The 24,318-nt window shown below is 59.9% G+C and carries 18 protein-coding genes; 11 read left to right on the top strand and 7 right to left on the bottom strand.

Annotated elements, in window-relative coordinates; all coding sequences use genetic code 11:
• Window positions 1-32: 32 nt before the first annotated feature.
• On the bottom strand, window positions 33-3,095 hold the full coding sequence (locus VD17_RS16320; protein WP_046054680.1) for a membrane-targeted effector domain-containing toxin: 3,063 nt from the start codon (window positions 3,093-3,095) through the stop codon (window positions 33-35).
• A gap of 137 nt (window positions 3,096-3,232) precedes the next feature.
• On the bottom strand, window positions 3,233-3,937 hold the full coding sequence (treR, locus tag VD17_RS16315; RefSeq protein WP_033061491.1) for a trehalose operon repressor: 705 nt from the start codon (window positions 3,935-3,937) through the stop codon (window positions 3,233-3,235).
• Window positions 3,938-4,174: 237 nt separating this feature from the next.
• On the opposite strand from treR, the gene treP reads away from it, so the two are divergent.
• The 7 genes from treP (at window position 4,175) to tadA (ending at window position 13,866) form a co-directional block, all read left to right on the top strand.
• A complete protein-coding gene (gene treP / locus VD17_RS16310) occupies window positions 4,175-5,617 on the top strand; it encodes a PTS system trehalose-specific EIIBC component (protein ID WP_046054679.1) in 1,443 nt (480 codons plus the stop codon).
• A 117-nt stretch (window positions 5,618-5,734) separates the two neighbouring features.
• Complete coding sequence (gene treC / locus VD17_RS16305) at window positions 5,735-7,381, top strand: alpha,alpha-phosphotrehalase (RefSeq protein WP_046054678.1); 1,647 nt, start codon at window positions 5,735-5,737, stop codon at window positions 7,379-7,381.
• 106 nt (window positions 7,382-7,487) lie between these two features.
• Window positions 7,488-8,711 carry a maltoporin gene (locus VD17_RS16300; RefSeq protein WP_046054677.1) on the top strand — a complete coding sequence of 408 codons (1,224 nt, stop codon included), beginning with the start codon at window positions 7,488-7,490 and terminating at the stop codon, window positions 8,709-8,711.
• A gap of 156 nt (window positions 8,712-8,867) precedes the next feature.
• Window positions 8,868-11,396 carry a phosphoenolpyruvate--protein phosphotransferase gene (gene ptsP / locus VD17_RS16295; protein ID WP_046054676.1) on the top strand — a complete coding sequence of 843 codons (2,529 nt, stop codon included), beginning with the start codon at window positions 8,868-8,870 and terminating at the stop codon, window positions 11,394-11,396.
• Between the two features lie 2 nt (window positions 11,397-11,398).
• Window positions 11,399-11,698 (top strand): PTS transporter subunit EIIB, encoded by a 300-nt coding sequence (locus VD17_RS16290; protein WP_046054675.1) that lies wholly within the window; start codon window positions 11,399-11,401, stop codon window positions 11,696-11,698.
• Between the two features lie 294 nt (window positions 11,699-11,992).
• Window positions 11,993-13,369 (top strand): multicopper oxidase family protein, encoded by a 1,377-nt coding sequence (locus tag VD17_RS16285; protein ID WP_046054674.1) that lies wholly within the window; start codon window positions 11,993-11,995, stop codon window positions 13,367-13,369.
• Entirely contained in the window at window positions 13,369-13,866 is a 498-nt protein-coding gene (gene tadA, locus VD17_RS16280) for a tRNA adenosine(34) deaminase TadA (RefSeq protein WP_046054673.1), read from the top strand. The genes VD17_RS16285 and tadA overlap by 1 nt, the downstream gene beginning before the upstream one ends.
• A gap of 125 nt (window positions 13,867-13,991) precedes the next feature.
• On the opposite strand, the gene cmoB is transcribed toward tadA, so the two are convergent.
• The 5 genes from cmoB to lon all read right to left on the bottom strand — a co-directional run bounded on the left by cmoB (window position 13,992) and on the right by lon (window position 19,573).
• Complete coding sequence (cmoB, locus tag VD17_RS16275; RefSeq protein ID WP_033061506.1) at window positions 13,992-14,948, bottom strand: tRNA 5-methoxyuridine(34)/uridine 5-oxyacetic acid(34) synthase CmoB; 957 nt, start codon at window positions 14,946-14,948, stop codon at window positions 13,992-13,994.
• The gene (gene cmoA / locus VD17_RS16270; RefSeq protein ID WP_177338866.1) at window positions 14,945-15,724 is read right to left on the bottom strand and encodes a carboxy-S-adenosyl-L-methionine synthase CmoA; all 780 of its coding nucleotides are present in this window, start codon (window positions 15,722-15,724) and stop codon (window positions 14,945-14,947) included. The genes cmoB and cmoA overlap by 4 nt, the downstream gene beginning before the upstream one ends.
• Before the next feature lie 178 nt (window positions 15,725-15,902).
• Complete coding sequence (locus tag VD17_RS16265; RefSeq protein WP_046054671.1) at window positions 15,903-16,538, bottom strand: lysoplasmalogenase; 636 nt, start codon at window positions 16,536-16,538, stop codon at window positions 15,903-15,905.
• Window positions 16,539-16,540: 2 nt separating this feature from the next.
• Complete coding sequence (locus VD17_RS16260) at window positions 16,541-16,933, bottom strand: protease inhibitor I42 family protein (protein ID WP_046054670.1); 393 nt, start codon at window positions 16,931-16,933, stop codon at window positions 16,541-16,543.
• A 222-nt stretch (window positions 16,934-17,155) separates the two neighbouring features.
• The gene (gene lon / locus VD17_RS16255) at window positions 17,156-19,573 is read right to left on the bottom strand and encodes an endopeptidase La (RefSeq protein WP_046054669.1); all 2,418 of its coding nucleotides are present in this window, start codon (window positions 19,571-19,573) and stop codon (window positions 17,156-17,158) included.
• A 348-nt stretch (window positions 19,574-19,921) separates the two neighbouring features.
• Here lon and VD17_RS16250 point away from each other — a divergent pair, with 348 nt between their 5' ends.
• From VD17_RS16250 to VD17_RS16235, 4 genes are read left to right on the top strand one after another with little or no spacing between them, the layout of a single operon-like run.
• On the top strand, window positions 19,922-20,599 hold the full coding sequence (locus VD17_RS16250; protein WP_046054668.1) for a methylamine utilization protein: 678 nt from the start codon (window positions 19,922-19,924) through the stop codon (window positions 20,597-20,599).
• Entirely contained in the window at window positions 20,583-22,940 is a 2,358-nt protein-coding gene (locus VD17_RS16245; protein ID WP_046054667.1) for a putative bifunctional diguanylate cyclase/phosphodiesterase, read from the top strand. Before VD17_RS16250 ends, VD17_RS16245 begins: the two co-directional genes overlap by 17 nt.
• Window positions 22,941-22,943: 3 nt before the next feature.
• A complete protein-coding gene (locus VD17_RS16240; RefSeq protein WP_046054666.1) occupies window positions 22,944-23,807 on the top strand; it encodes a DUF3034 family protein in 864 nt (287 codons plus the stop codon).
• Complete coding sequence (locus VD17_RS16235) at window positions 23,807-24,226, top strand: group I truncated hemoglobin (protein ID WP_046054665.1); 420 nt, start codon at window positions 23,807-23,809, stop codon at window positions 24,224-24,226. The genes VD17_RS16240 and VD17_RS16235 overlap by 1 nt, the downstream gene beginning before the upstream one ends.
• Window positions 24,227-24,318 lie beyond the last annotated feature (92 nt).

Below are 24,318 nucleotides of genomic sequence, written 5' to 3'. Positions count from 1 at the left end.
TGTGAACACTGTTCACACGGCCTTTTTGCGTTTTAGACGCCGGGTAGTCGGACAGGAGTCATGCCCATTCTGTGCAGGGCTGAACTCAAGCTCGCGGTGGTTTGAAAGCGTCGACCGTTGATCTGCCAGGTATCCCGTTCGACGTAGTACCCGGCGGCATCATGTTTTATGGGCGTTCGGAGAAGTTTTCCCCGAGTGATGATGCCGTTACTGGTGATGACTCTGTTGGTGAGGGTTCTGCTGCGGTGAACCAGCAAGGGTTCGCCGGTACTGGTGCTGAGGGTGTACGTGCCAGGCGTGGGTAGCCCATCCTCCAGCCTTTGCGCCAGGACCACGCTTTTCGGCGTCGGGATTTGCAGCAACAAGTCATTTTTGGCAAAACCGGCTGCTCGCCCGGGGCGCGCCTCGTCGGATACCCCCGGGTCGACCTTGATACCGCCGAGCTCGTCCGGGCCTACGCTTTCAATACGCAGCCCGATGCTGCCTTCAAGCTCGCTGATTCCCGCCACGCCGCCATAGGTATTGGCGTGGGAGTTCCCGACCAACGCCACCCAGTGATGTGCGCCTCTGGCTGTCTGGTCGGCGCCGATGACTTGTCGGGCGAAAAAATTCATCATTTTTTGCCGAAAATTAATACTTGCCTGTGTAATGCCGGTGCTGCGGTAACTGGCCAGGCAGTCGATGGCTTGAACGCGTATGTTATTTTTTTGCGCTGTCCTGACCACCTGCTCAAAGGTGAATTGTTCGCTGGGGTCAGTCGAAAAACCTGCGTCAAGGTCCTTGAGATAGCTTTCCAGATCCTCGGACATCACCCCGGTGCGATTGAACACGTCCAGGTCAGCCTGATGGAAATCGGTCAGCAGATGCTCCATGTACAAGGTCTTGACCTTTTGTTTGCGCAGCACACTCATGTTCTCGACCAGAAACTGTTTGCTGCCCACGCTGGAGTGACTTTCACCGATGACCAGGCTCTGTGACCGCTTGAAAAGCGTCTTGATGATGTCCTTGATCTTTGCATTCGCGATGAACGATGGAAGGGTCGGTCTGGGTCGCAGCGGCGGTTGCGAATAGAAGGTCACGGCGTCGTCGTGCAGCGTTCGGCGCAGTCTCTTGAAGGCTTCCAGCTCATTGTCCGGATTGTTGGGACTGGCAAAGCCGTCCTTCAAATCCCACTTCGGGGCCATACCCTTGGCCGCCTGTTTGAGGGCTGGCTTGATGTCCTGCGGAACATCGTATGCGGTCGCCGGGGCATCGAAGTCCGGGAGTGACGGCTCGGCCCTGGCAAATAGATCGGAAAACCTGCCACCTCCCGCCAGGCCGGGACGCGTGAGGGCCGTCCATTCGCCCTGTTCATTCAGGCGCACCGGTATGTTGCGGTAAAAGGAGTAGGGGTTGACCGGGTCGACGATTGTCCAGGCCCTCATGTCATTGCTGTAGCGCACCTGGTAGAAACTGTCACCGATGGCAATGTAATTACCGCCTGTCTCAGGCTGATAGATACCTTGAAACTTGCCTTCGGCGTTGGTCGGGGAATCGCCATCGAGAATTTCATTGGTTTCAAAAGGCGCCAATATGTCGGAATCGCTTGGGCGGGGGGCAATGGCTTCGACGGGGGGATTTACTGCTACGCCCGACTCTCCTGGATCTTCCCCGGTCGTGAGTACCTCCTCGGCTTCTGTTTCTGCTTGCGCTGCTTCTGCGAGTTCGGCCGCCCCTCGTAAAAATGGCAAATTGAACAGCACGTCCACGCTACCGAGAATGGCACCAGTGACGGCTGCCTTGCGTTCCGCAGGGGTAGTCGCGTTGATGGCTTGATCGATGTGTAGGCCGACATTGGCAATGCCCGCGCCAACGACAACCAGCGCTGCCGGCCATGCAAGGGCGGCCATCGGCCCGAAGGTGTGGTTGAAGGCATTGAGATAGCCTATCCACAGTTTTTTTCTGATCTCGCCGTTGGAGTGCAGCAGGTAATTGGCGTCGCTGAGCATGCGCTCATGAGTGGACCGGTTCAGATGGGTGAACGCATCACCGGCAATTTTCTCGCCACGGTAGTGGAGCAAATGAACGTTCGCGGCTTCATTGTCACTCGGTAGAACGTCATAGGCGTGGGTGAGGCCGACATTTTCATATTCCGTGTTCTGCAGGAAATGAACGATCAGACCAATGCCGGTGAAGTTGGCCAGTTTGTGCCCCAGCGAAGCAGGCTTTTCCTGAAGGATATCCCGCTCTGCCTGTTTGAAGTGCATGAGCATGCGTTCGCGGCCTTCAGCGTCCTTGACCTCATTGACCAGCCATTCGTGCAGCTCCTCGACCTTGTTAAAACAGTGAAACCCTCTGGGTTCGCCCGGAACGTAGAGAATGTTCAGGTCACTGTCGTCAGTGATGCTGAGGATGTCCGTCGACACGAAGTGGTCAATGCAAAACGTGCGAATCGATAAACCGCTGCCCGTTGGCGCCTCGTCCAGCAGCATTTGCCAGGTGAGCGGCCTGCTGACATTACCGACGACAGCCCTGAGCACGGTGGTGAAGTGTTCTCGGGTCAAGTGACCCTTCTCGTAGTCTTCAATGGCTTTGGCAATGAACGTGCACTTGGCCAGCGCACGGAAGTTGTCGCTGTGCTTTTCCCAGAACGTCGCGATGGCCGTTTTGTAACGGTCAGCGAAATTGACATCCCAGAAGGTTTTCAACACATCCCTGGCATGCAGGCGAATCTCGTTGGTTTCATCGTAGTTTCCGGCATTGCCGTCGGCACGGTAGAAACCGCTGTCAACGTCCAGCAGGTCCCCGTTGTCCTGGTCGTGGACACTGAAACGCTGCATGACCAGTTGCGGGAAGGTCATCGACTGCCTGGGTGTTTCAAACACATGCTGCCAGCCGGTAAAGGTCTTCGAGCTGCTTTGAGCGGCATTAAACCGATGCCAGTAGACTTTGTCGGGTTCGATATCCGTGATGTTGTGCTGGACGAGAATGTCTTTGGCGACCTGATACGCCATGGCGTGCAGGTCGGGGCAATCGGTTACCAGATCAGGGATCAGGGCCTGGAGGGCCAGCGCATCGGTAGCGTCGGGCAGGGTTGTGTCTTGAGTATCGTCCATGATGCTCGCCTTGAGAGGTTGCTGAGAGGGCGCTCACTATCTCAAAGGGCATCGATTCCATCTGTAAGGCACTGGCTAGCTGTCGGTGGTCAGTTGCTGACGCAAGACGTAGGAGTTGGCGAGTACCAGAATCAGGCTTAGCGCCGTGCAATGTCAGAAAAGTAAAACTTGTCCAGGGTGTGCCGCGATTCGGTGTACTCGAACTGCCGTCCGTCCTGCAAAAACGTCTGGTTGCTGACCACGATCACATGGCTCTGGCCGTCGAGGTCCAGGTGTTGCTGGTCGTCCTTGCTCCGGGGCACCGCTTCAATGGTGCGCTGGGCGTAGGCGATTTGCAGTTGCAAGGTCTGCTCGATGAAGGCGTAGATCGAGTGCTCGGCGATGTCGCGGGACAGGCCGGGAATCACGTCGCTGACAAAATGGTTGATGTCGAGGATCACGCGTTTGCCGTCGATCCGCCGCACTCGTTTGATCCGTGTGATCAGGCTGCCTTCTTCGGCCTTGATGTGTTCAAGCAAGGGGCCTTCAAGGGGGATTTGAGTGAACTCGACCACGTCGGTGCTGACGTCGTTGCCCAGGCGCGGGTAGGTCTCCTGGAAGCTGACGATGCCGCCCAACTGGAATTCGATCGGGTTGGTCGACAGCACGAACGTGCCTTTGCCGTGGACTTTCTGGGCGAAACCGCGCTCCTGCAGTTGCTCGATGGCCTTGCGCACGGTGCCGCGGCTGGCCTGATAGCTGTCCATCAGTTCCGTTTCGGAAGGCAACCGGGCGCCGCGTTCCAGACGTTCGGTCGTGATGCTGGCAAGCAGATCGCTGTAGATCTGGTTGTATTTACTCATGGGAATGGCTCTGTACCGCGCTGTGCTCAAGGTTTCGAACCTTAAGGGCAGGGTAGGGGTTTGTCCATGCGGCGTTAGGTTTCTTTGACTTTTGAGGTAGGAAAGATCGCCGCCTGTCGGGTTCAGGATAAACAAAATCAAACTCGTCTGTACGAGTTGTTGCTTTAACTCGTACAGACGAGTACTTTTCGTTTCGGTGTGCTGCCAATAACAAAAAACTACAGCGGAAGAACAAGCATGAGCCACGACTATCCGAATATCGCCAGCGAGCTGCTGCAAAGCCTCGGTGGCAACGACAACATCGAGCAGGCCGCGCACTGCGTCACACGCCTGCGCCTGGCCCTCAAGGACCCAAGCCTGGTCAACAGCGCCACGCTGAACCAAATCGATCTGGTCAAAGGTTCGTTCTTCACCGGTGGCCTGTTTCAGGTGGTTATCGGTCCCGGTGAAGTGGAAAAGGTCTACGCCGAACTGCGCCGTCAAACCGGTCTCGCGGCCTCGACCATCGCCGACGTTAAACAAAAAAGCGCCGACAAGATCAACGCCATGCAACGGCTGGTGCGGGTTTTTTCCGACGTGTTCATGCCTATCCTGCCGGCGCTGATCATTGCCGGCCTGCTGATGGGCATCAACAACCTGATCGGCGCCAAGGGCATGTTCATCGAGGGCCAGACCCTGCTGGACGCCTATCCGAAGCTTGACGGGCTCTGGAGCCTGATCAACCTCATGGCCAACACCTCGTTTGTGTTCCTGCCGGCGCTGGTGGGCTGGTCGGCGGCCAAGCGGTTTGGCGGCAGCGAAATCCTCGGCATCGTGCTTGGCCTGATGCTCGTTCACCCCGATCTGCTCAATGCCTGGAACTACGGCAAAGCGGTGGCCGGGCTGGACGGGCAGAGCCTGCCGTACTTCGACATCCTGGGGTTGTTCCGGATCGAGAAGGTCGGTTACCAAGGGCAGATCCTGCCGATCCTGATGGCGGCCTATGTGATGAGCGTCATCGAGAAATGGCTGCGGGCGCGGGTGCCAAACGCGGTGCAATTGCTGGTGGTGCCAATCACCACCATCGTCGTGACCGGCGTACTGGCGCTGGCGGTGATCGGCCCGGTGACCCGGCATCTGGGGATTCTGATCACCGAAGGCGTGGTCATGTTGTTTGACCTGGCGCCAATGGTCGGCGGGGCGATTTTCGGTTTGCTCTACGCGCCGCTGGTGATCACCGGCATGCACCACATGTTTCTCGCAGTCGACTTGCAGCTGATCTCCACCCAGGGCGGCACCTTTATCTGGCCGATGATCGTCATGTCCAACCTCGCCCAAGGCAGTGCGGCACTGGCGGTGTTCTACATGACCCGTAACGTGCGGGACAAAAGCATGGCTTCGACCTCGGCGATTTCCGCTTACTTCGGCATCACCGAACCGGCCATGTTCGGGGTCAACCTGCGCTACAAATTTCCGTTCTACGCAGCCCTGATCGGTTCGGCCCTGGGTTGCATTTTCCTGTCGCTGAACAAGGTCCAGGCCTCGGCGATCGGCGTCGGCGGCTTGCCCGGTTTTATCTCGATCATTCCGCAGTTCATTCCGATGTTCGTGATCGGGATGGTCATTGCCATGGTCGTGCCGTTTGTTCTGACCTGCGGGTTGAGCATGAAGATTGTTCGGCCCGGGTATCGGGTCGCCTGACAGATCGCTATCGCGAGCAAGCTCGCTCCCACAGTTGATCGCATTCCATTGTGGGAGTGAGCCTGCTCGCGATGAGGCCCTCAAGGCCTGTACAAAACTTACTGAAGGAATAGCGCCATGCAAGACTGGCAACGTTCGGTGATCTACCAGATCTACCCGAAGAGTTTTCACAGCCACGCCGGCAACCCCACGGGTGATTTGCTGGGCGTTGTGGCCAAGCTCGATTACCTGCGCTGGCTGGGTGTCGATTGCCTGTGGATCACGCCGTTCCTGCGTTCGCCCCAGCGCGACAACGGCTACGACATCAGTGATTACTACGCCATCGATCCGAGTTACGGGACCATGGCCGATTGCGAATTGTTGATCGCCGAGGCCGGCAAGCGCGGGATCAAGTTGATGCTCGATATCGTGGTCAACCACACCTCCATCGAGCACACCTGGTTCCAGCAAGCCCGCAGCAGCCTCGACAACCCGTACCGGGATTTCTACATCTGGCGCGACCAGCCGAACAACTGGGAATCCAAGTTCGGTGGTTCGGCCTGGGAGTACGAAGCCCAGACCGGTCAGTATTACCTGCACCTGTTCGATCACACTCAGGCCGACCTGAACTGGGATAACCCCAAGGTGCGCGGCGAAGTCTTCAAGATGATGCGTTTCTGGCGCGACAAGGGCGTAGGCGGGTTCCGTCTGGACGTGATCAACCTGATCTCCAAACCGGCGGATTTTCCCGAGGACAATACCGACGGTCGACGCTTCTACACCGACGGCCCGAACGTCCACGAATACTTGCAGCAGATGCACCGCGAAGTCTTCGAAGGCCATGACCTGATCAACGTCGGTGAGATGTCTTCCACCAGCCTCGAACATTGCATCCGCTACTCGCGACCGGACTCGAAAGAGCTGTCGATGACCTTCAACTTCCATCACCTGAAAGTCGATTACCCGAACCTGCAGAAGTGGGTCCGTGCCGATTTCGATTTCCTCGAACTCAAGCGCATTCTCTCCGATTGGCAAACCGGCATGCAGGCCGGCGGTGGCTGGAATGCGCTGTTCTGGTGTAACCATGACCAGCCACGGGTGGTCTCGCGTTTTGGTCATGACGGCGAATATCGGGTGCTCTCGGCGAAGATGCTCGGCACGGCGCTGCATTTCCTCCAGGGCACGCCGTTCGTGTACCAGGGCGAGGAACTGGGCATGACCAATCCGGGCTTCGATCACATCGATCAGTACCGCGATGTCGAGACGCTGAACATCTTCCGGCTCAAGCGCGAGGCGGGTGCGAGCGACGCCGACAACATGGCGGCGATCATGCAGAAGTCCCGGGATAACGGCCGTACGCCAATGCACTGGAATGCCGAGCCCAACGCGGGTTTCAGCGCTGTCGAACCGTGGATCGGGGTGCCGGCGAACGCCGGGCAGATCAACGTTGCCGCTCAGCTCGATGACCCGGATTCGGTGCTGCATCACTACCGTCAGTTGATCGCCTTGCGTCGCACTGAGGCGCTGATGTCCGAGGGTGTCTATCGGCAGTTGTTGCCAGAGCACAGGCAAATCTGGGCTTACGTGCGTGAAGGCAATGGCGAACGGTTGCTGGTGCTGAACAACTTCTACGGCACGCCATGCGAAGTCGAACTGCCAGATGAAGTGATCAGTGAAGCGATGGCCCAGCGTCTGGTCATCAGTAATTACCCGGACAGTCCGGTGCGAAATAGTCAGGTCCACTTACGGCCTTATGAGTCGTTCGTGCTGCATATGACCGACTGACCGACCGCAAAAAAACACCGACTCAAAAAAATACGCAGAACGCTGCGCGGGGGAGTTTTGCGCGCCGATTTTGCCGCTGCACACAATAAAAATAATGGGGTAGCTCTTGAAAACAACAATAAATCGCAGCCTTGTCGTGGCGGGCGTGTGCCTGGCTTTGCCTCTTTCGGCCCAGGCGCTGGAGTTCGCCGGTTACTTGCGCAGCGGCGTCGGGACCTCGGTCAACAGCGGTAAACAGCAGTGTTTCCAGCTGCCGGGTGCGCAGACCAAATACCGCCTGGGCAACGAATGCGAGCAGTACGCTGAACTGGAATTGCGCCAGGATTTGTACACGCTGGATGACGGTTCGGTGCTGAGCGTCGACGGCATGGCTTCGTTGTACAACCAGTACGACAAGGACCTGACCTTCAACGGTGACAACGGCTCGGTGCGCCTGCCGCAGGCGTACGCGCAATGGTCGAACATGCCAAGCCTCAACGGCGGTTCGCTGTGGGCCGGCCGGCGTTACTACAAACGGAACGACATCCACATTTCCGATTTCTACTACTGGAACCAGAGCGCCACCGGCGGTGGTATCGAGGACGTGCTGATCGGCGATCTGAAATACAGCTACGCCTTTTCGCGCAAGGACAACCTGTACCAGAAGGCCTACATCAACCGTCACGACTTCAACGTTGCCGGCTTCAACACCAACCCCGGCGGTGCGTTGGAGTTCGGGCTGAGCTACATCGACAAACCCGACAGCCGCGACGCTCACCGTGGCTGGGCGATCACCACCCAGCATGTGCAGAAAGGTTTTCTGGGTGGCAAGAACAAACTGGCCTTCCAGTACGGCGAAGGCCCCGGCACAGGGTTGGGCTATACCGGCAACGTGAAGCTGGACGACAGCAACAAAAGTTACCGAGTGGTGGAGTTCTTCGACTGGCAGGTGACGCCACGATTTGGCGGGCAGATCGAGGCGGTCTATCAGAAAGACATTCGCCAGGACGGCAGTGATCAGAACTGGATTTCCCTGGGCGTTCGCCCGACCTATGCGATCACCGAGCAGTTCAAACTGGTGACCGAACTGGGTCACGATCAGGTTGAAGCTACAGGTGGCACGCGCAAGCTGAGCAAGTTCACCTTCGCCCCGACCTGGTCACCCAAAGGCCCGGAATTCTGGGCGCGCCCCGAGGTGCGTCTGTATTACACCTATGCGAGCTGGAACGAGGCGGCCAAACGGGCGGCCAATGAACTGGCGGCGGGTTCGGCATTGTCCGACACCGGCACCTTTGGCACGGCGCGACACGGTTCGAACGTCGGATTGCAAGTCGAGTACTGGTGGAAATAGCGCCACACACTGTAGGAGCTGCCGCAGGCTGCGATCTTTTGATCTTTTGATCTTTAGCGCACTTGAAGTCGCCAAAAGATCGCAGCCTTCGGCAGCTCCTACGGGTACCGCAACATCCCAGCGTCCTATATACAGAACAAAACAGCAGGTGACGTCATGGCCACACCCCAACAATTGCAACTGCACGCGCCCCTGTCCGGCGTATTGATGCCACTGGAGCTTGTGCCCGATCCGGTGTTTTCCAGCCGCGTGATCGGCGATGGTGTGTGCATCGATCCGACTTCAACGACGTTGTGCGCGCCGTTGGCAGGGGTTGTCAGCAATGTGCAGGCCAGCGGGCATGCGATCAGCATCACCGGCGAAAATGGTGTGCAGGTGTTGATGCACATCGGCCTCGACACGGTGAACCTGGCGGGGAAGGGGTTCACGCGGTTGGTGGAGGAGGGCCAGCAGGTTGACGTTGGGCAGGCGTTGATCGAATTCGATGCCGATTTTATTGCTTTGAATGCCCGCAGCCTGCTGACGTTGATGCTGGTGGTCAGCGGTGAGCCGTTCACTTGGCTGACACCGGAAACCGGTTTGGTAGACAGTGGCCAGCCGCTACTGAGCTTGAATTCCACCGAGCGGACAACCGATGAGCCGGTGGCGGAAGAGGGCGAAGCACTGTTTTCCAAACCGGTGACACTCGCCAACCCGAACGGTTTGCACGCCCGACCGGCAGCGGTATTCGCTCAGGCGGCGAAAGGTTTTTCGGCGAGCATCTACCTGCATAAACAGCAAGAGAGTGCGAACGCGAAATCCCTGGTGGCGATCATGGCGTTGCAGACGGCTCACGGTGACGTTGTGCAAGTCAGCGCGGCCGGCCCGGATGCTGAAGCGGCGATCAAGACGCTGGCCGAACTGCTGACCGCCGGGTGTGGCGAGACGGTCGCCGCGATGGCAGAAGTTGAGACGGTTGAAGCTTCATCGCTAAAGGTTTTGCGCGGAGTCTGTGCCTCGGCGGGTTCGGCGTTTGGCCAAGTTGTGCAGATCGCCGAGCAAACACTTGAAGTGAGCGAGTTCGGCGTCGGTCCGCAGCTTGAGCGAGCGCATCTGTCTCGGGCCTTGGCCCTAGCGGTGCTGGCCTTGCAGCAGCTGCGTGACAACGCCACCGGGGATGCCCAGGCAGAGATTTTCAAGGCGCATCAGGAACTGCTTGAAGACCCGAGTCTGCTGGATCAGGCCGATGCGCTGATCATCGAAGGCAAAAGTGCCGGGTTCGCCTGGCGCGCGGCCACCGAGTCGGTGGCAACCCTGTTCAAAAGCCTGGGCAACGTCTTGCTGGCGGAACGGGCGGCGGACCTGGCCGATGTCGGCCAGCGAGTACTCAAGCTGATCCTCGGCGTACAGGATCAGGCGATGGCGCTGCCTGAAGGGGCGATCCTGATCGCCGAACAACTGACGCCATCACAGACCGCCGGGCTCGATACCCGCAAGGTACTGGGGTTCGCCACGGTCGGTGGCGGCGCTACCAGCCACGTCGCGATCCTCGCGCGGGCGTCCGGTTTACCGGCGATCTGCGGGTTGCCCGTTCAGGTGCTGGGGCTGGCCAACGGCACCCAAGTATTGCTCGATGCCGACAAGGGCGAGCTGCATCTGGCCCCGGATCTGGCGGCCATCGAGCAGCTGCAAGCCAATCGTCAGCGCCAGCAGAAGCGCCATCAACATGAGTTGGCGCACGCGGCGTTGGCGGCTTGTACCCGCGATGGTCACCATTTTGAAGTGACGGCCAATATCGCCTCGCTGGCTGAAGCGGAGCAGGCCGTGGCACTGGGAGGCGAGGGCGTCGGCTTGTTGCGTTCGGAGTTTCTTTATCTGGATCGCAATCATGCGCCGAGCCATGACGAGCAAACATCAACCTACAGCGCCATCGCCAAAGTACTCGGGCCGACGCGCAATCTGGTGGTGCGCACACTGGATGTCGGCGGCGACAAACCGTTGGCCTACGTGCCGATGGACAGCGAAACCAACCCTTTCCTCGGCATGCGCGGGATTCGTTTGTGCCTGGAGCGCCCGCAGCTGTTGCGCGATCAGTTCAAGGCGATCCTGAGCTGCGCCGGGCTGGCCCGTCTGCACATCATGTTGCCCATGGTCACGCAGCTGTCGGAGTTGCGACAGGCCCGGCAGCTGCTTGAGGAAGAGGCGCTGGCCTTGGGACTTACCGAGCTGCCGAAACTGGGGATCATGATCGAAGTGCCGGCAGCGGCCCTGATGGCCGACCTGTTTGCGCCTGAAGTGGATTTCTTCTCGATCGGCACCAACGACCTGACCCAATACACCCTGGCCATGGACCGCGATCATCCGCGCCTGGCCAGTCAGGCCGACAGTTTTCATCCGTCGGTGCTGCGTTTGATCGCCAGCACCGTGAAGGCCGCCCACGCCCATGGCAAATGGGTCGGTGTGTGTGGCGCCATGGCGTCGGAAACGCTGGCGGTGCCGTTGTTGCTGGGACTTGGGGTGGATGAACTGTCGGTGAGCGTGCCGTTGATTCCGGCGATCAAGGCGGCGGTTCGCGAAGTGGATCTGGCGGACTGCCAGGCCATCGCCCAGCAAGTGCTGGGCCTGGAAAGCGCCGAGCAAGTGCGCGAGGCGTTGCGGCTGTATCACGAGGCGACGGTCGATACTTCACTGGTACTGGAGAACTGAGCATGTTCGAGAAAATGCAGCGGGCGTTCTGGAAAGCGTTGACCCCGGATCTGGTGGTGGATGAGCCGAAGGTGGTTGCTCAGCCTGTTTCTGGTCTGGCGCCAGATATCGTCGCCGCACTGGGCGGAGTGGATAACCTGAAGTCGCAGCAGCCTGTGGCGCTGACCCGGGTGCGGGTGGAGTTGCGGGATGTGGCAAGAATGGATCGGCAGGCTTTAAATAGGGCCGGTTTGCCGGGAGTCATGACGCTGGACGAAGGCGTTGTGCATTTGTTGATGGGGTCGGTGGTTGCCGGACGCTAGTTGATTAGATTCAAGATCCACCCCTCACCCCAGCCCTCTCCCCAGAGGGGAGAGGGGGAAAGGGAGCAGATCTTCAAGCTTTTCAAACCTGAGTTCGACTCGATTTTTCAGGTCGATGTAGCTCTAAGAACACCTCGGTCAGTCCCCTCTACCCCCTGGGGAGAGGGTTAGGGTGAGGGGTGGCCTCTGCGGCCATCCGCCACCCCACCCTTACTGTTTCTCATCCGCAGGTGTATCGTATTCGCCTTTTGCAGGCCCCCGCGCCTGTCGCTGATACGAGAGGTAGTTGAGTTCATGTCCTTTACCCGTCGCCAAATCCTCGGTGGCCTGGCCGGTCTTGTTGTCGTTGGTGTCGGAGCGGGGGGCGCGTCGCGGTACTGGTTGGGCAAGATGGCCGACGCCGACGCGGGCCACGACTACGAGCTGATCGCCGCACCGCTGGACGTCGAGCTGGTGGCCGGGCACAAGACCGAAGCCTGGGCGTTCGGCCCGTCGGCGCCGGGCACCGAGTTGCGCGTGCGTCAGGGCGAATGGTTGCGGGTGCGTTTCATCAACCACCTGCCGGTCGCCACCACCATTCACTGGCACGGCATCCGCCTGCCGCTGGAAATGGACGGCGTGCCCTACGTCTCGCAGCTTCCAGTGCTGCCGGGCGAATACTTCGACTACAAATTCCGCGTGCCCGACGCCGGCAGCTACTGGTATCACCCGCATGTGAACAGCAGCGAAGAGCTCGGTCGCGGGCTGGTCGGCCCGTTGATCATCGAAGAGCGCGAGCCTACCGGTTTCAAGTACGAAAAGACCTTGAGCCTCAAGAGCTGGCACGTCGATGAAGAGGGCGCTTTTGTCGCGTTCAGCGTTCCTCGCGAAGCGGCCCGTGGTGGCACGGCGGGGCGCCTGTCGACGATCAATGGCGTCTCGCAAGCGGTGATCGACTTGCCCGCCGGGCAGATCACCCGGGTGCGCCTGCTCAATCTCGATAACACCCTGACCTACCGACTCAACATTCCTGGCGTCGAAGCGCAGATCTATGCGCTGGACGGCAACCCCATCGAACCGCGCCCGTTGGGCAAGGAATACTGGCTCGGTCCGGGCATGCGTATTTGCCTGGCGATCAAGGCACCGCCGGCCGGTGAAGAGCTGTCCCTGCGCAACGGCCCGGTACGACTGGGCACATTCCGTTCGGTGGCGAACACCGATGCACCAACCGAATGGCCGCCCGCGCTGCCCGCCAACCCGGTGGCCGAGCCGGACCTGGCCAATGCCGAGAAACTCAACTTCAATTTCGAATGGGTAGGCTCGGTGTCGGTGAATGTCGACAATGGCAAGCCGCCGAGCCTGTGGCAGATCAACGGCAAGGCCTGGGACATCACCGACAAAACCTGCGCCGACCGCCCGATTGCCAAGCTCGAGAAGGGCAAGAGCTACATTTTCGAATTGAAGAACATGACTCAGTATCAACACCCGATTCACCTGCATGGCATGAGTTTCAAGGTCATCGCCTCGAACCGGCACAAGGTCATCCCGTACTTCACTGACACCTACTTGCTGGGCAAAAACGAGCGCGCGCAAGTGGCGCTGGTGGCGGATAACCCGGGGATCTGGATGTTCCACTGTCATGTGATCGATCACATGGAAACCGGCCTGATGGCCGCCATCGAGGTGGCGTAATGCGTCAGATACGCCCGACAGCAATCATCGACCGCAGCCGTGACCGTGACTTCATGCGCGAGGCCCTGGCCCTGGCTGCCCAAGGCGCGGCGCTGGGTGAAGTGCCGGTGGGCGCGGTGCTGGTGCAGGACGGTGAAATCATTGGCCGGGGTTTCAATTGCCCGATCAGCGGCAATGACCCGAGTGCTCACGCCGAGATGGTCGCGATCCGCGCGGCGGCGTTGGCGGCCAGCAACTATCGCCTGCCCGGCAGCACGCTGTACGTGACGCTTGAGCCGTGCAGCATGTGCGCCGGGTTGATCGTGCATTCGCGGATTGCGCGGGTGGTGTATGGGGCGCTGGAGCCGAAGGCTGGAATTGTGCAGAGTCAGGGGCAGTTTTTTACCCAGGGCTTTTTGAATCACCGGGTGCTGTACGAAGGCGGGGTGTTGGCGGAGGAGTGCGGGGCGGTGTTGAGCGAGTTCTTCAAGGCCAGGCGCGCGAAACCCACTGAATAAACACAAAGCCCAATGTAGGAGTGAGCCTGCTCGCGATAGCGGTCTGACAGTCAATATTGATGTGACTGTCAGACCGCTATCGCGAGCAGGCTCACTCCTACAGGGTTATGCGGTGTTTGATAGATTTACTTACGGGCGACGATCACGGCGCGCATCGGCGCCGGCAGCCCTTCAACCGTCTTGCTGTGATCTTCCGGGTCAAGGAAATCGCTCAACGACTGATACTTCATCCACTCGGTCCCGCGCTGTTCCTCGACCGTCGTCACGCTCACGTCCACACAACGAACATCAGTGAACCCTGCCCGGCGCAGCCACAATTCCAGCGCCGGCACCGACGGCAGGAACCACACGTTTCGCATCTGCGCGTAACGGTCTTCCGGCACCAATACTTGCTGCTGATCGCCCTCGATCACCAGGGTCTCCAGCACCAGTTCGCCGCCCTTGACCAGGCAATCCTTCAGCGCCAGCAAATGTTCGATCGGTGAACGACGGTGATAAAACACGCCCATGGAAAACACCGTGTCAAAGCCTTCCAGGTTCGGCGGCAGGTCTTCGAAAGGGAACGGCAGGTGCCAGGCATTGGGCTCGGACAAGTAACGCTGCACTGCCTGGAACTGGCAGAAGAACAGCCAGTTAGGATCGACGCCGATCACGCTGTCGGCCCCCGCGCCGAGCATGCGCCACATGTAGTAGCCATTGCCGCAGCCGACATCGAGGATGCGCTTGCCCTTCAGATCCAGATGCGGTGCAACCCGCGACCACTTCCAGTCCGAGCGCCATTCAGTGTCGACATGCACACCAAACAGATCGAACGGTCCTTTGCGCCATGGCGACAAACCCATCAGCGCAGTGCGCATTTGCACGCGGGTTTCGTCATCGCAATCGGTGTCTAGCGTCAGACCATTGAGCAAGTCGACTTCGCTCGGCTGAATTTTCGGCAAGGCATCCAGCGCACTCTGCCAGCGCTCCAGGTCGCCATGACCCTTTTCCATTTTCTTGTCGAGCTGAGCTTGCAGAGTGTTGGCCCAATCGGCCAGCGGGGTGCCAGCCAGACGGCGGGCGAGGGGGGACAGATCAATCATGGCAAGGCAATCAACGAGGCAAAGTTAAGACACTGGAACCACGGCACGACTTTCGAGAACCCGGCGGCCAACAGGCGCTCGCGGTGTTCTTCGAGGCTGTCGGGCTTCATGACGTTTTCAATGGCGCTGCGCTTCTGGGCGATTTCCAGTTCGCTGTAGCCGTTGGCGCGTTTGAACGCGACGTGCAGGTCGGTGAGCAGCGCGTGTTCGTCCGGATCATTGAAGCGCAGCTTCTCCGACAGAATCAGCGCGCCACCGGGCAACAGCGATTGGCGGATGCGCGAGAGCAACGCCGTGCGCTGCTCCGGGGCGATGAATTGCAGGGTGAAGTTCAGCGCCACCACCGAGGCTGGCTGGAATTCGAGTGCAAGGATGTCGCCTTCGATCACTTCCACCGGCAGCAACTCCTGGAACATCGAGTCCTGACCGTTGAGGTACTCGCGGCAACGTTCAACCATCGCCGCGGAGTTATCCACAGCGATCACCCGGCAGCCGTCGGTGCGTACGTGACGGCGCAGGGCCTGAGTCACGGCGCCGAGAGACGAACCCAGGTCGTAAAGCACGCTGTTGGGCTGGGCGAACTGCGCGGCGAGCACGCCAAGGTTTTCAACGATGGTCGGATAACCCGGTACCGAGCGCTTGATCATGTCCGGGAATACCCGCACCACGTCCTCGTTAAAGGCGAAGTCAGGCACCTGGGCCAAAGGCTGGGCGAAAAGGCGATCGGGTTCTTTGCTCACGGCGGTTCCAGCGGCATAGGTGGAAAAGGCTGGCATTTTAGCCAAATTGACGGGGGGATGCGCGGGTTGTCTGATAAACCGCGCGGACAGTGACAATCCATTGTGGCGAGGGAGCTTGCTCCCGCTGGGCTGCGCAGCAGCCCCAAATCTGGCGAGCGCTGCGCACTGGTGCGCCAGCCCGGTCGGGCGGGAGCAAGCTCCCTCGCCACAGGGGTCAGCGTTGTTCTTGAGAAAAGGCCGACGCCGTAATCCCCCATTGCCCCAACCAATAGCTGAGGATTATCACGTAAGGCGCGGCATGAAACGGCGCAACGAATCGATCGATGCCAATCACGCTGTCCGAAAACACAAACGCCACCGCACCTGCCGCCGCCAGCAGCGCCGAGCGTTTGGGCACGTCAGTGCCGAGCCGGGCCAGCGCGCGCCAAAGCATGGCGCTGATGGCCAGACCGTAGACGATCACCGGGATGAGCAACGGGCCCAGCCCATTGGAAATCAAGATCCCCAACAACACCGCGCCGACGCCTGAAGCGATGATCAGCGGTAACAGCGCCACCCGCCGGCAATCGCTCAAATAGGCCTTCAGATACGCCAAGTGAGCAACCAAAAACGCCCCGAGACCGAACACAAACAAATCCCCCGGCCACGCCAGCAGCACATCGCCGAGCAGGGAGAAAATCAATCCAAGGCTGATCCAGCGGCGATATTCGCTGGGCGGTGCGTCGTGTAACCAGCCGAGCAGTGCCAATACTGGCAGCGGTTTGACCAGCAGGCAGAGCAACGCCGCATGCACACTGACGCCGTAGAGGAACGTCACCGCGCCCATCAGCGCCAGAATCAGCCAGCCCACGATCAGTTAACCGAGATCGCGCAGTCGAAGGTATCCACTGCCGGTACTTCCGGTGCCCATGGTTGTGAATAGGTCAGGCGCAAACGGCCCGTGCCAGCGGCAAAGGACTGGAAGCGCCAGGTGGAGAGGCCGGCGCTGCCGACGATCCCCACGTCTTCCGGATTGCTGTAGACCTCGGGGCTGAGCGCGCGCAATACGCCACCGGCGGAATCCTGGATCGCCCAGCGGTAACCTGTGGTCGGGTTGCTTGGCAGGGTCAGGATCAGGTTTTGCCCGCTGTGCAGTTTTACCGGGCATTCGCTTTGTTTTTCCACGGTCACGTTCTGTTTCGGTTGCGTGGCGCACGCGGCCAGCAAGGAGAGGGCGAGGGGGACAAACAGGCGGGTGGGGGACATAAGGTCAGTGGCTCCGGCATTCACGACGAACGGCGAGCATAACTGAAGATGAGACAAATTGTGACGGGAACGGGGAGTTGGCGATGCGAGTGCCGACGCCATCGTCGGAACGCCGCCCGGAGCAAGCTCGCTCCCACAGGTTTAGCGCAATCCTTGTGGGAGCGAGCTTGNNGCTCCGGGCGGCGTTCCGACGATGACGGTAGTGCAGGCGCTACATGACTATCAGAACAATATCTTCGCCACATCCGCAAAGCGCTTGGCAAAGTGCACGGTAATCCCTTCCTTCAGATAATCCGGCAGTTCTTCAAAGCTACCGCGGTTAGGCTCCGGCAGAATCAATTCAAAAATCTTCTGCCGCCGCGCCGCAATCACCTTTTCGCGCACTCCGCCAATCGGCAGTACATGCCCGGTCAGCGTCAGTTCGCCGGTCATGGCGATGCCTTTTTTCGGCGCCTGGTTTCGGGCGAGCGAGAGCAGGGCACTGGCCATGGTCACGCCGGCGCTCGGGCCATCTTTCGGGGTCGCGCCCTCCGGGACGTGAAGGTGAACGAAGGCTTCATCGAAGAACTTCGGATCACCGCCAAACGACTTCAGGTTGGAGCTGACATAGCTGTAGGCAATTTCCGCCGACTCTTTCATCACGTCACCCAATTGCCCGGTGAGTTTGAAACCACGGTTCAAGGTGTGAATGCGCGTGGCTTCGATCGGCAAGGTCGCGCCGCCCATGCTGGTCCAGGCCAGCCCGGTGATGACGCCGGTACCGGACAGCACTTGCTCGTTACGGAACACCGGATGACCAAGTGAGGCTTCGAGGTCTTTCGGGCCGAGTTTGATCACCGCTTTTGGCTCGTCGATCAGCTTCACAACGGCTTTGCGCACCAGTTTGCCCAGTTGTTTTTCCAACTGCCGCACGCCGGCTTCACGGGCGTATCCGTCGATCAACGCTTTGAGGGCGCTGTCGCTGATGCTCAGGCTGCCTTTGGACACGCCGGCCTTTTCCAGTTGCTTCGGCCACAGGTGACGCTTGGCGATGGCGATTTTTTCTTCGGTGATGTAACCCGACAGGCGAATCACTTCCATCCGGTCGAGCAACGGGCCGGGGATCGAGTCCAGGGTGTTGGCGGTGCAGATGAACAGCACTTTCGACAGGTCCAGACGCAAGTCCAGGTAGTGGTCGAGGAATTCGACGTTCTGTTCCGGGTCGAGGGTTTCCAGCAGCGCCGAGGCCGGGTCGCCCTGGTAGCTCTGACCCATCTTGTCGATCTCGTCGAGCATGATCACCGGGTTCATCACTTCGACGTCTTTCAACGCATGGACGAGTTTGCCCGGCTGCGCGCCGATGTAGGTGCGGCGATGGCCCTTGATCTCGGCTTCGTCGCGCATGCCACCGAGGCTGAAACGGTAGAACGGCCGACCGAGGGATTCGGCGATGGATTTGCCGACGCTGGTTTTACCCACACCCGGCGGGCCGACCAGCAGCACGATGGAGCCGCTGATCTCGCCTTTGTAGGCACCGACGGCGAGGAACTCAAGGATGCGGTCCTTGATGTCATCGAGGCCGGCATGGTGTTTGTCCAGTACCTTGCGCGCGTGCTTGAGGTCGAGTTTGTCCTCGCCGTACACGCCCCACGGCACCGAGGTCGCCCAGTCGAGGTAGTTGCGGGTGACCGCGTATTCCGGCGAACCGGTCTCGAGGATCGACAGCTTGTTCATTTCCTCTTCGACGCGTTTTTGCGCCTGTGCGGGCAGAACCTTGCCTTCCAGACGCTGCTCGAACTGCTCAATGTCGGCGCTGCGGTCGTCCTTGGTCAGCCCCAACTCTTGCTGGATGACCTTGAGTTGTTCCTTGAGGAAGAACTCGCGCTGATGCTCGCCGATCTTGCGGTTAACTTCGGCGGAAATTTCTTTTTGCAGGCGCGCGACTTCGACTTCCTTGCGCAGCATCGGCAGGACTTTTTCCATGCGCTTGAGCATGGGGACGCAGTCGAGCACTTCTTGCAGCTCGCTGCCGGTGGCCGAAGTCAGGGCGGCGGCGAAGTCGGTCAGCGGCGATGGGTCGTTGGGGCTGAAGCGGTTGAGGTAGTTCTTCAGCTCTTCGCTGTACAGCGGGTTGAGCGGCAGCAGTTCCTTGATCGCGTTGATCAGCGCCATGCCGTAGGCCTTGACCTCGTCGGTCGGCTCGGTGGGCTGGTGCGGGTATTCGACTTCTACCAGGTACGGCGGGCGATGGTGCTTGAGCCAGGTGCGGATGCGCACGCGAGTCAGGCCTTGAGCGACGAATTGCAGTTTGCCGTTTTCGCGACTGGCGTGGTGCACCTTGACCAGCGTGCCGTAGAGCGGCAGGGCGGAGGTGTCGAAGTGACGCGGATCTTCCTGGGGCGTGTCCATGTAGAACAGGGCCAGGGAGTGGTGATCGGATTTGCTCACCAGATCGAGGGTTTCGGCCCATGGTTCTTCGTTGACGATGACCGGCAGCACTTGGGCCGGGAAGAACGGGCGGTTGTGGATCGGGATGATGTAGACCTTGTCCGGCAGGTTCTGGCCTGGCAGGGCGAGACCTTTGCCGGTGGAGTGGTGTTCGGCGTTCTCTGGGTCGGCGTATTCGCTCGGGTCTTCGGGGAATTCTTGCTGGTCGCTCATGGGGCACCTGCGCAATTGGGTATGGGTGTTAGATGGGGCAGGTGGGGGGTGGTTTCAATGGCTCGGGATATTTCTGGGTGTGTGTTCAGGGTTTTGACAGCGTTGTGTCTCGAAGGCTGGACGCGATCCCCTTCGGCAGCGCCTACGCCGTGCTCTTAAGCTTTCGGATTCAGGGTCGATAACCTGTACAGAAGCTGACCTGCCGCATAAGTTTCAGCCGGACGAGCGGTCATCTGTCATCTATCATTCAATGATGGCACTTGGCCTTAACTCAGGCATCATCGCTACGTGTCTCGCATTACATCGCCAAGGCAGGCCATTTCGACTCCCTGACTTTTTGGAAGCCCCATGGCCCGGTTCAGTTTTTCTTTATTCTTCGCTGCAATCGCTTGCATCAGTGCGCTGGCCAGCGCCGCGCCGCTGAAAATCCAGATGCACGATCAAAATGGCCAGCCACTGGCGGACGCGGTTGTCACACTGCAAGGTCCGGTCGGTTTGCCGGCCGGTGCGCTCAAGGCCGACATGGATCAACGCACTCAGCAGTTCGCGCCCCACGTGCTCGCGGTGCACACCGGCACCCCGATCAAATTCCCCAACAGCGACAACATCCGCCATCAGGTGTATTCCTTTTCCCCGGCCAAGCGCTTCGAACTGCGACTGTATGAAGGCACGCCATCCGATCCGGTGTTGTTCGACAAACCTGGCGTGGTGGTGCTCGGCTGCAATATTCATGACTGGATGCTCGGCTACGTCTATGTCACCGATGATCCGCGTTTCGGCGTGACTGATACTCAGGGCCAACTGACCCTCGACGCGCCAGCCGGGGTCTATCACGCCACGCTGTGGCATCCACAAGCCCTGAACATGCAACCGGTCGACGGCGGTGAAGTAAAGATTGCTGCTGCGGGTCTCACGCAACCCTTTGCCCTGACCATCGAGGCCCAAGCCTCGCAAACGCCAACAGCACCTGCACCGAGTGCCTTTGGCGATGCCTTCAAGCGAGCCGCCCATGAAACTACGCAGTAGCTTTCAGGCGCGGGTCGCCTGTGTCCTGATTCTGTTGTTGCTGGTGGTGGTCGGCGCGCTGTACTTCAGCGTGAAGGCGGCGACCAATTCCGCCGTGCGCGGCCAGGCCAATGCGCAACTGGAAGTCGGTACACGGGTGTTCGAACGTTTACTGGAAGTGCGCGGTCGGCGTCTGGCCGATGGCGCGCAGTTGCTCGCGGCGGATTTCGGCTTTCGCGATGCGGTGGCCAGCGGCGATGCGGCGACCATGGCTTCGGTGCTGCTCAACCACGGCAAACGCATCAATGCCAGCGACATGTTTTTGCTGGGCATGGATGGCAAGGTTTTGGCCAGCACCCTTGACGACGTGGTCGAAGGCACGCCGTTTCGCTACGACCAGGCCCTGCGCGAAGCCCGGCGCACGCAACAGACCATGATCATCGTGCCGTTGCAGGGCAAACCGCATCTGCTGGTGGAAGCCACAGTGCTGGCGCCGCTGCCGATCGCCCGCGTGGTGATGGGCTTCAGCATGGACGTCAGCTGGGCGGCGGAATTGCAGTCGTTGACCAACCTTCAAGTATCGCTTCTCACGGTCGACCGCCAGCATGTCGGCGAGTTGGTCAGCACCCAGCCTGCGTCCATGAACGACAGCCTGATGCGCTTGATGCTCGGCAGTCGGCAAGGCAGTGAGGTGCAACTGAGCGAGCTTCAGGATCAGAATTTCCTCGGCCAGTCGTTGATGCTGGCCAGTGCCCCGGAAGGTCGCGACAACCAGGTCATCGCGCTGCTGCAAAGTCCGCTGGATGTGGCGATGCAAGCGTTCGCGCCACTGGATGAGAAAATTCTCGGGATTGCCTTGGTCGCTTTGCTCGGTTCGCTGGCCGGCGCACTGTTGCTGGCCCGTGGCGTATCGCAACCGGTGCGAGCGCTGGCCGCGGCCGCCGAGCGCATTGGCCAGGGCGATTACCAGACTCCGGTCAGCCTCAGGCGCAGCGATGAACTGGGGCTGCTCGCCACGGCGTTCAACTCCATGCAAAGCGGCATCGCCGAGCGCGAACTGCAATTGGCCCACAACGCCCTGCACGACCCGTGCACCGGCCTGCCAAATCGCGCGCTGGCGATGGAGCGCCTGGGCAGTGCGATTTCGGCGCAACGGCCGATGGCGCTGGTGTATCTGGGCATCGACAACTTGCGGGCGATTAATGAATCCGCCGGCCCTGAGTCGGTCGATCAATTGCTGCGCCAGACCGGCGAGCGCCTGCAAGTCGCGTTGCGTCCCGGGGATACCGTGGCGCATTTGATTGCCGATGAACTTCTGCTGTTGCTCGACGGTATGGACAGTGACGCAGCGGTGGCGGTGGGCGATCAACTGCAGCAACTGCTGCTCAAGCCCCAGCGCATCAACGGTCATGACCTGACGCTGGATTGTCGTATGGGCATCGCGGCGTATCCGGTGGATGGCCTGAGCGCGCAAACCTTGCTGGAGCGTGCCGCCATCGCCATGAAAGACGCGGCGCAGCTGCCCGGTCGCCTGCAAATCTACGAGCAGGGCCGCGACCTCGCGCACCGTCGCCAGATCACCCTGATCCGCGACTTGCGCCACGCTGCGAGCAACGGCGAACTCCTGCTGCATTACCAGCCCAAACTCGACATCCGCCAAGGCCATGTGCGCCAGGCCGAAGCTTTGTTGCGCTGGCAGCATCCGCAATTCGGCATGGTTTCGCCGGCCGAATTCATTCCGTTGGCCGAGCGTACCGGCAGCATCCAGACCCTGACCAATTGGGTGATCGGCGAGGGCATGCGCCAACTCTCTGAATGGAATCGCCGAGGCCTGCGTTTGCAGCTGTCGTTGAACATTTCTGCCGATGACTTGCTCGGTGATGACCTGTCCGAGCGGGTCTCGGCGCTGTTGCGGGTTTACCGCTTGCCCGCCGAGCAACTGATTTTCGAAATCACCGAAAGCGCGATCATGCGCGAGCCGGAGCGTGCGCTGAAGGTCCTGCATCGGTTGCGCGAGTGCGGCATCAGTCTATCGGTGGATGACTTCGGCACGGGTTACTCGTCGTTGGCGCACCTCAAGCGTTTGCCGGTGCAGGAGTTGAAGATCGACCAATCCTTCGTCCGCGACCTGGACGAAACCAGCGAGGACGCGGTGATCGTGCGTTCGACCATCGAAATGAGCCACAACCTGGGGCTCAAGGTAGTGGCCGAAGGCGTCGAATATGCCCACAGCCTGCGCCTGCTCGAACGTTGGCAGTGCGACACGGCGCAGGGTTATCTCATCAGCCGACCGCTGAGCGCGGCGGCTTTCGAAGCCTGGGTGGCGTTGCCCCTCAGTGCTCAAACTTCCATGGTTCATTGATTCATGACGTCACGTTTCTCCCTGTTGCTCGGCTGCCTCGTCGGCCTGACCCTGCAAACGGCCATGGCCGATAACGGTCGCCTGATCGCCACCGGTGGCGCCAGCAGCCTCGAAGGCGCTGCGGGCGGCGGCATCACGCCGTGGGCGGTGCTCGCCGGTTATGGCGAGAAGAATGAGTGGGGCGCCACCGCGTTCGCGACAACGGTCAACCTGCCAGACTATCGGCTGGATGTGGCGGGGTTGGCCGTGACCTATGACAATCGCGTCGAGTTGTCTTTCGCCCGGCAGCGCTTTGACCTCGGCTCGTTGGTGCACACGTTGAACCTGCCTGAGGACAGCCTTGGCCAGGACGTGCTCGGCGTTAAGGTGCGCTTGTTTGGTGATGTGATTTACGACGAGCTGCCGCAGGTTTCCCTGGGCCTGGAATACAAACATCAACGCAATTTCCTGATCCCGAGCCTGGTCGGCGCCAAACGTGACAGTGATACCGAAGGTTATCTGGCTGCCAGTCGTTTGTTTATGGGCGCGGCGTTTGGTTACAACCTGTTGGTCAATGGCAGCCTGCGTTACAGCCGGGCGAACGAGTTGGGTTTGCTGGGGTTTGGCGGTGATCGACGTGATAGGCGCAGCCTGTTGAAAGAAGGTTCGGTGGCGCTGCTGTTCAATCCGCGCTGGGCGGTGGGCGTTGAGTATCGGGAGAAACCGGACAACCTGTCGTTCGCCGGGGAAAGTGATTGGGCGGACCTGTTTATCGGCTACTTCCCGAACAAGCATGTGTCGGTGGTTTTGGCTTACGCACGACTCGGCGAGATCGCCACGCTGGATAACCAGAACGGCACGTACCTGTCCGTGCAGGGGAGTTTCTGATGCGGATGTTGCCGCTGATTCTGGTGCTGCTGTTGAGCGCGTGCGCACAGCAACCTCCGAGGGATGACAGCCTCTACCATGACCTCGGGGAGCGGCCGGGGATCACCCGGATTGTCGAGGGCATGCTGCTGAACATTGCCCGGGACGAGCGAATCGTCGAACGCTTTCGCCGGATCGATATCCAGCGCCTGCGGGACAAACTGGTCGAGCAATTCTGCGTGGAAGCGGGCGGCCCCTGCGTGTACAGCGGCGATAGCATGGCCGAAAGTCACAAGGGCCAGAATGTCAGCCGCAGCGACTTCAATGCGCTGGTCGAAGACCTGATCGCCGCGATGGATGAGCAGGGCATCAGCGTCCCCGTACAAAACCGTTTGATCGCCCGACTGGCACCCATGCGCCCGGACGTGATCGAGAAATAACACCGAGGGATTACTCGCATGCTATCCCTGCAGGAGCGAAGCTTGCTCGCTCCCGCAGTGGGTTGCTTTCACACCCGGCGGCCATAAAAAAG

Origin of the sequence: Pseudomonas fluorescens (assembly GCF_000968015.1) — a bacterium.
GTDB lineage: Bacteria > Pseudomonadota > Gammaproteobacteria > Pseudomonadales > Pseudomonadaceae > Aquipseudomonas > Aquipseudomonas fluorescens_W.
Note: the sequence above shows the minus strand (reverse complement) of the source record. Positions and strands in the feature narration are given on the sequence as shown.

Excerpts from the sequence above, each read along its gene's own strand:
- VD17_RS16320 (WP_046054680.1), bottom strand. The coding sequence starts at position 3,095 with ATGGACGATACTCAAGACACAACCCTGCCCGACGCTACCGATGCGCTG.
- treR (WP_033061491.1), bottom strand. The coding sequence starts at position 3,937 with ATGAGTAAATACAACCAGATCTACAGCGATCTGCTTGCCAGCATCACG.
- treP (WP_046054679.1), top strand. The coding sequence starts at position 4,175 with ATGAGCCACGACTATCCGAATATCGCCAGCGAGCTGCTGCAAAGCCTC.
- treC (WP_046054678.1), top strand. The coding sequence starts at position 5,735 with ATGCAAGACTGGCAACGTTCGGTGATCTACCAGATCTACCCGAAGAGT.
- ptsP (WP_046054676.1), top strand. The coding sequence starts at position 8,868 with ATGGCCACACCCCAACAATTGCAACTGCACGCGCCCCTGTCCGGCGTA.
- VD17_RS16290 (WP_046054675.1), top strand. The coding sequence starts at position 11,399 with ATGTTCGAGAAAATGCAGCGGGCGTTCTGGAAAGCGTTGACCCCGGAT.
- VD17_RS16285 (WP_046054674.1), top strand. The coding sequence starts at position 11,993 with ATGTCCTTTACCCGTCGCCAAATCCTCGGTGGCCTGGCCGGTCTTGTT.
- tadA (WP_046054673.1), top strand. The coding sequence starts at position 13,369 with ATGCGTCAGATACGCCCGACAGCAATCATCGACCGCAGCCGTGACCGT.
- cmoB (WP_033061506.1), bottom strand. The coding sequence starts at position 14,948 with ATGATTGATCTGTCCCCCCTCGCCCGCCGTCTGGCTGGCACCCCGCTG.
- cmoA (WP_177338866.1), bottom strand. The coding sequence starts at position 15,724 with ATGCCAGCCTTTTCCACCTATGCCGCTGGAACCGCCGTGAGCAAAGAA.
- VD17_RS16260 (WP_046054670.1), bottom strand. The coding sequence starts at position 16,933 with ATGTCCCCCACCCGCCTGTTTGTCCCCCTCGCCCTCTCCTTGCTGGCC.
- lon (WP_046054669.1), bottom strand. The coding sequence starts at position 19,573 with ATGAGCGACCAGCAAGAATTCCCCGAAGACCCGAGCGAATACGCCGAC.
- VD17_RS16250 (WP_046054668.1), top strand. The coding sequence starts at position 19,922 with ATGGCCCGGTTCAGTTTTTCTTTATTCTTCGCTGCAATCGCTTGCATC.
- VD17_RS16245 (WP_046054667.1), top strand. The coding sequence starts at position 20,583 with ATGAAACTACGCAGTAGCTTTCAGGCGCGGGTCGCCTGTGTCCTGATT.
- VD17_RS16240 (WP_046054666.1), top strand. The coding sequence starts at position 22,944 with ATGACGTCACGTTTCTCCCTGTTGCTCGGCTGCCTCGTCGGCCTGACC.
- VD17_RS16235 (WP_046054665.1), top strand. The coding sequence starts at position 23,807 with ATGCGGATGTTGCCGCTGATTCTGGTGCTGCTGTTGAGCGCGTGCGCA.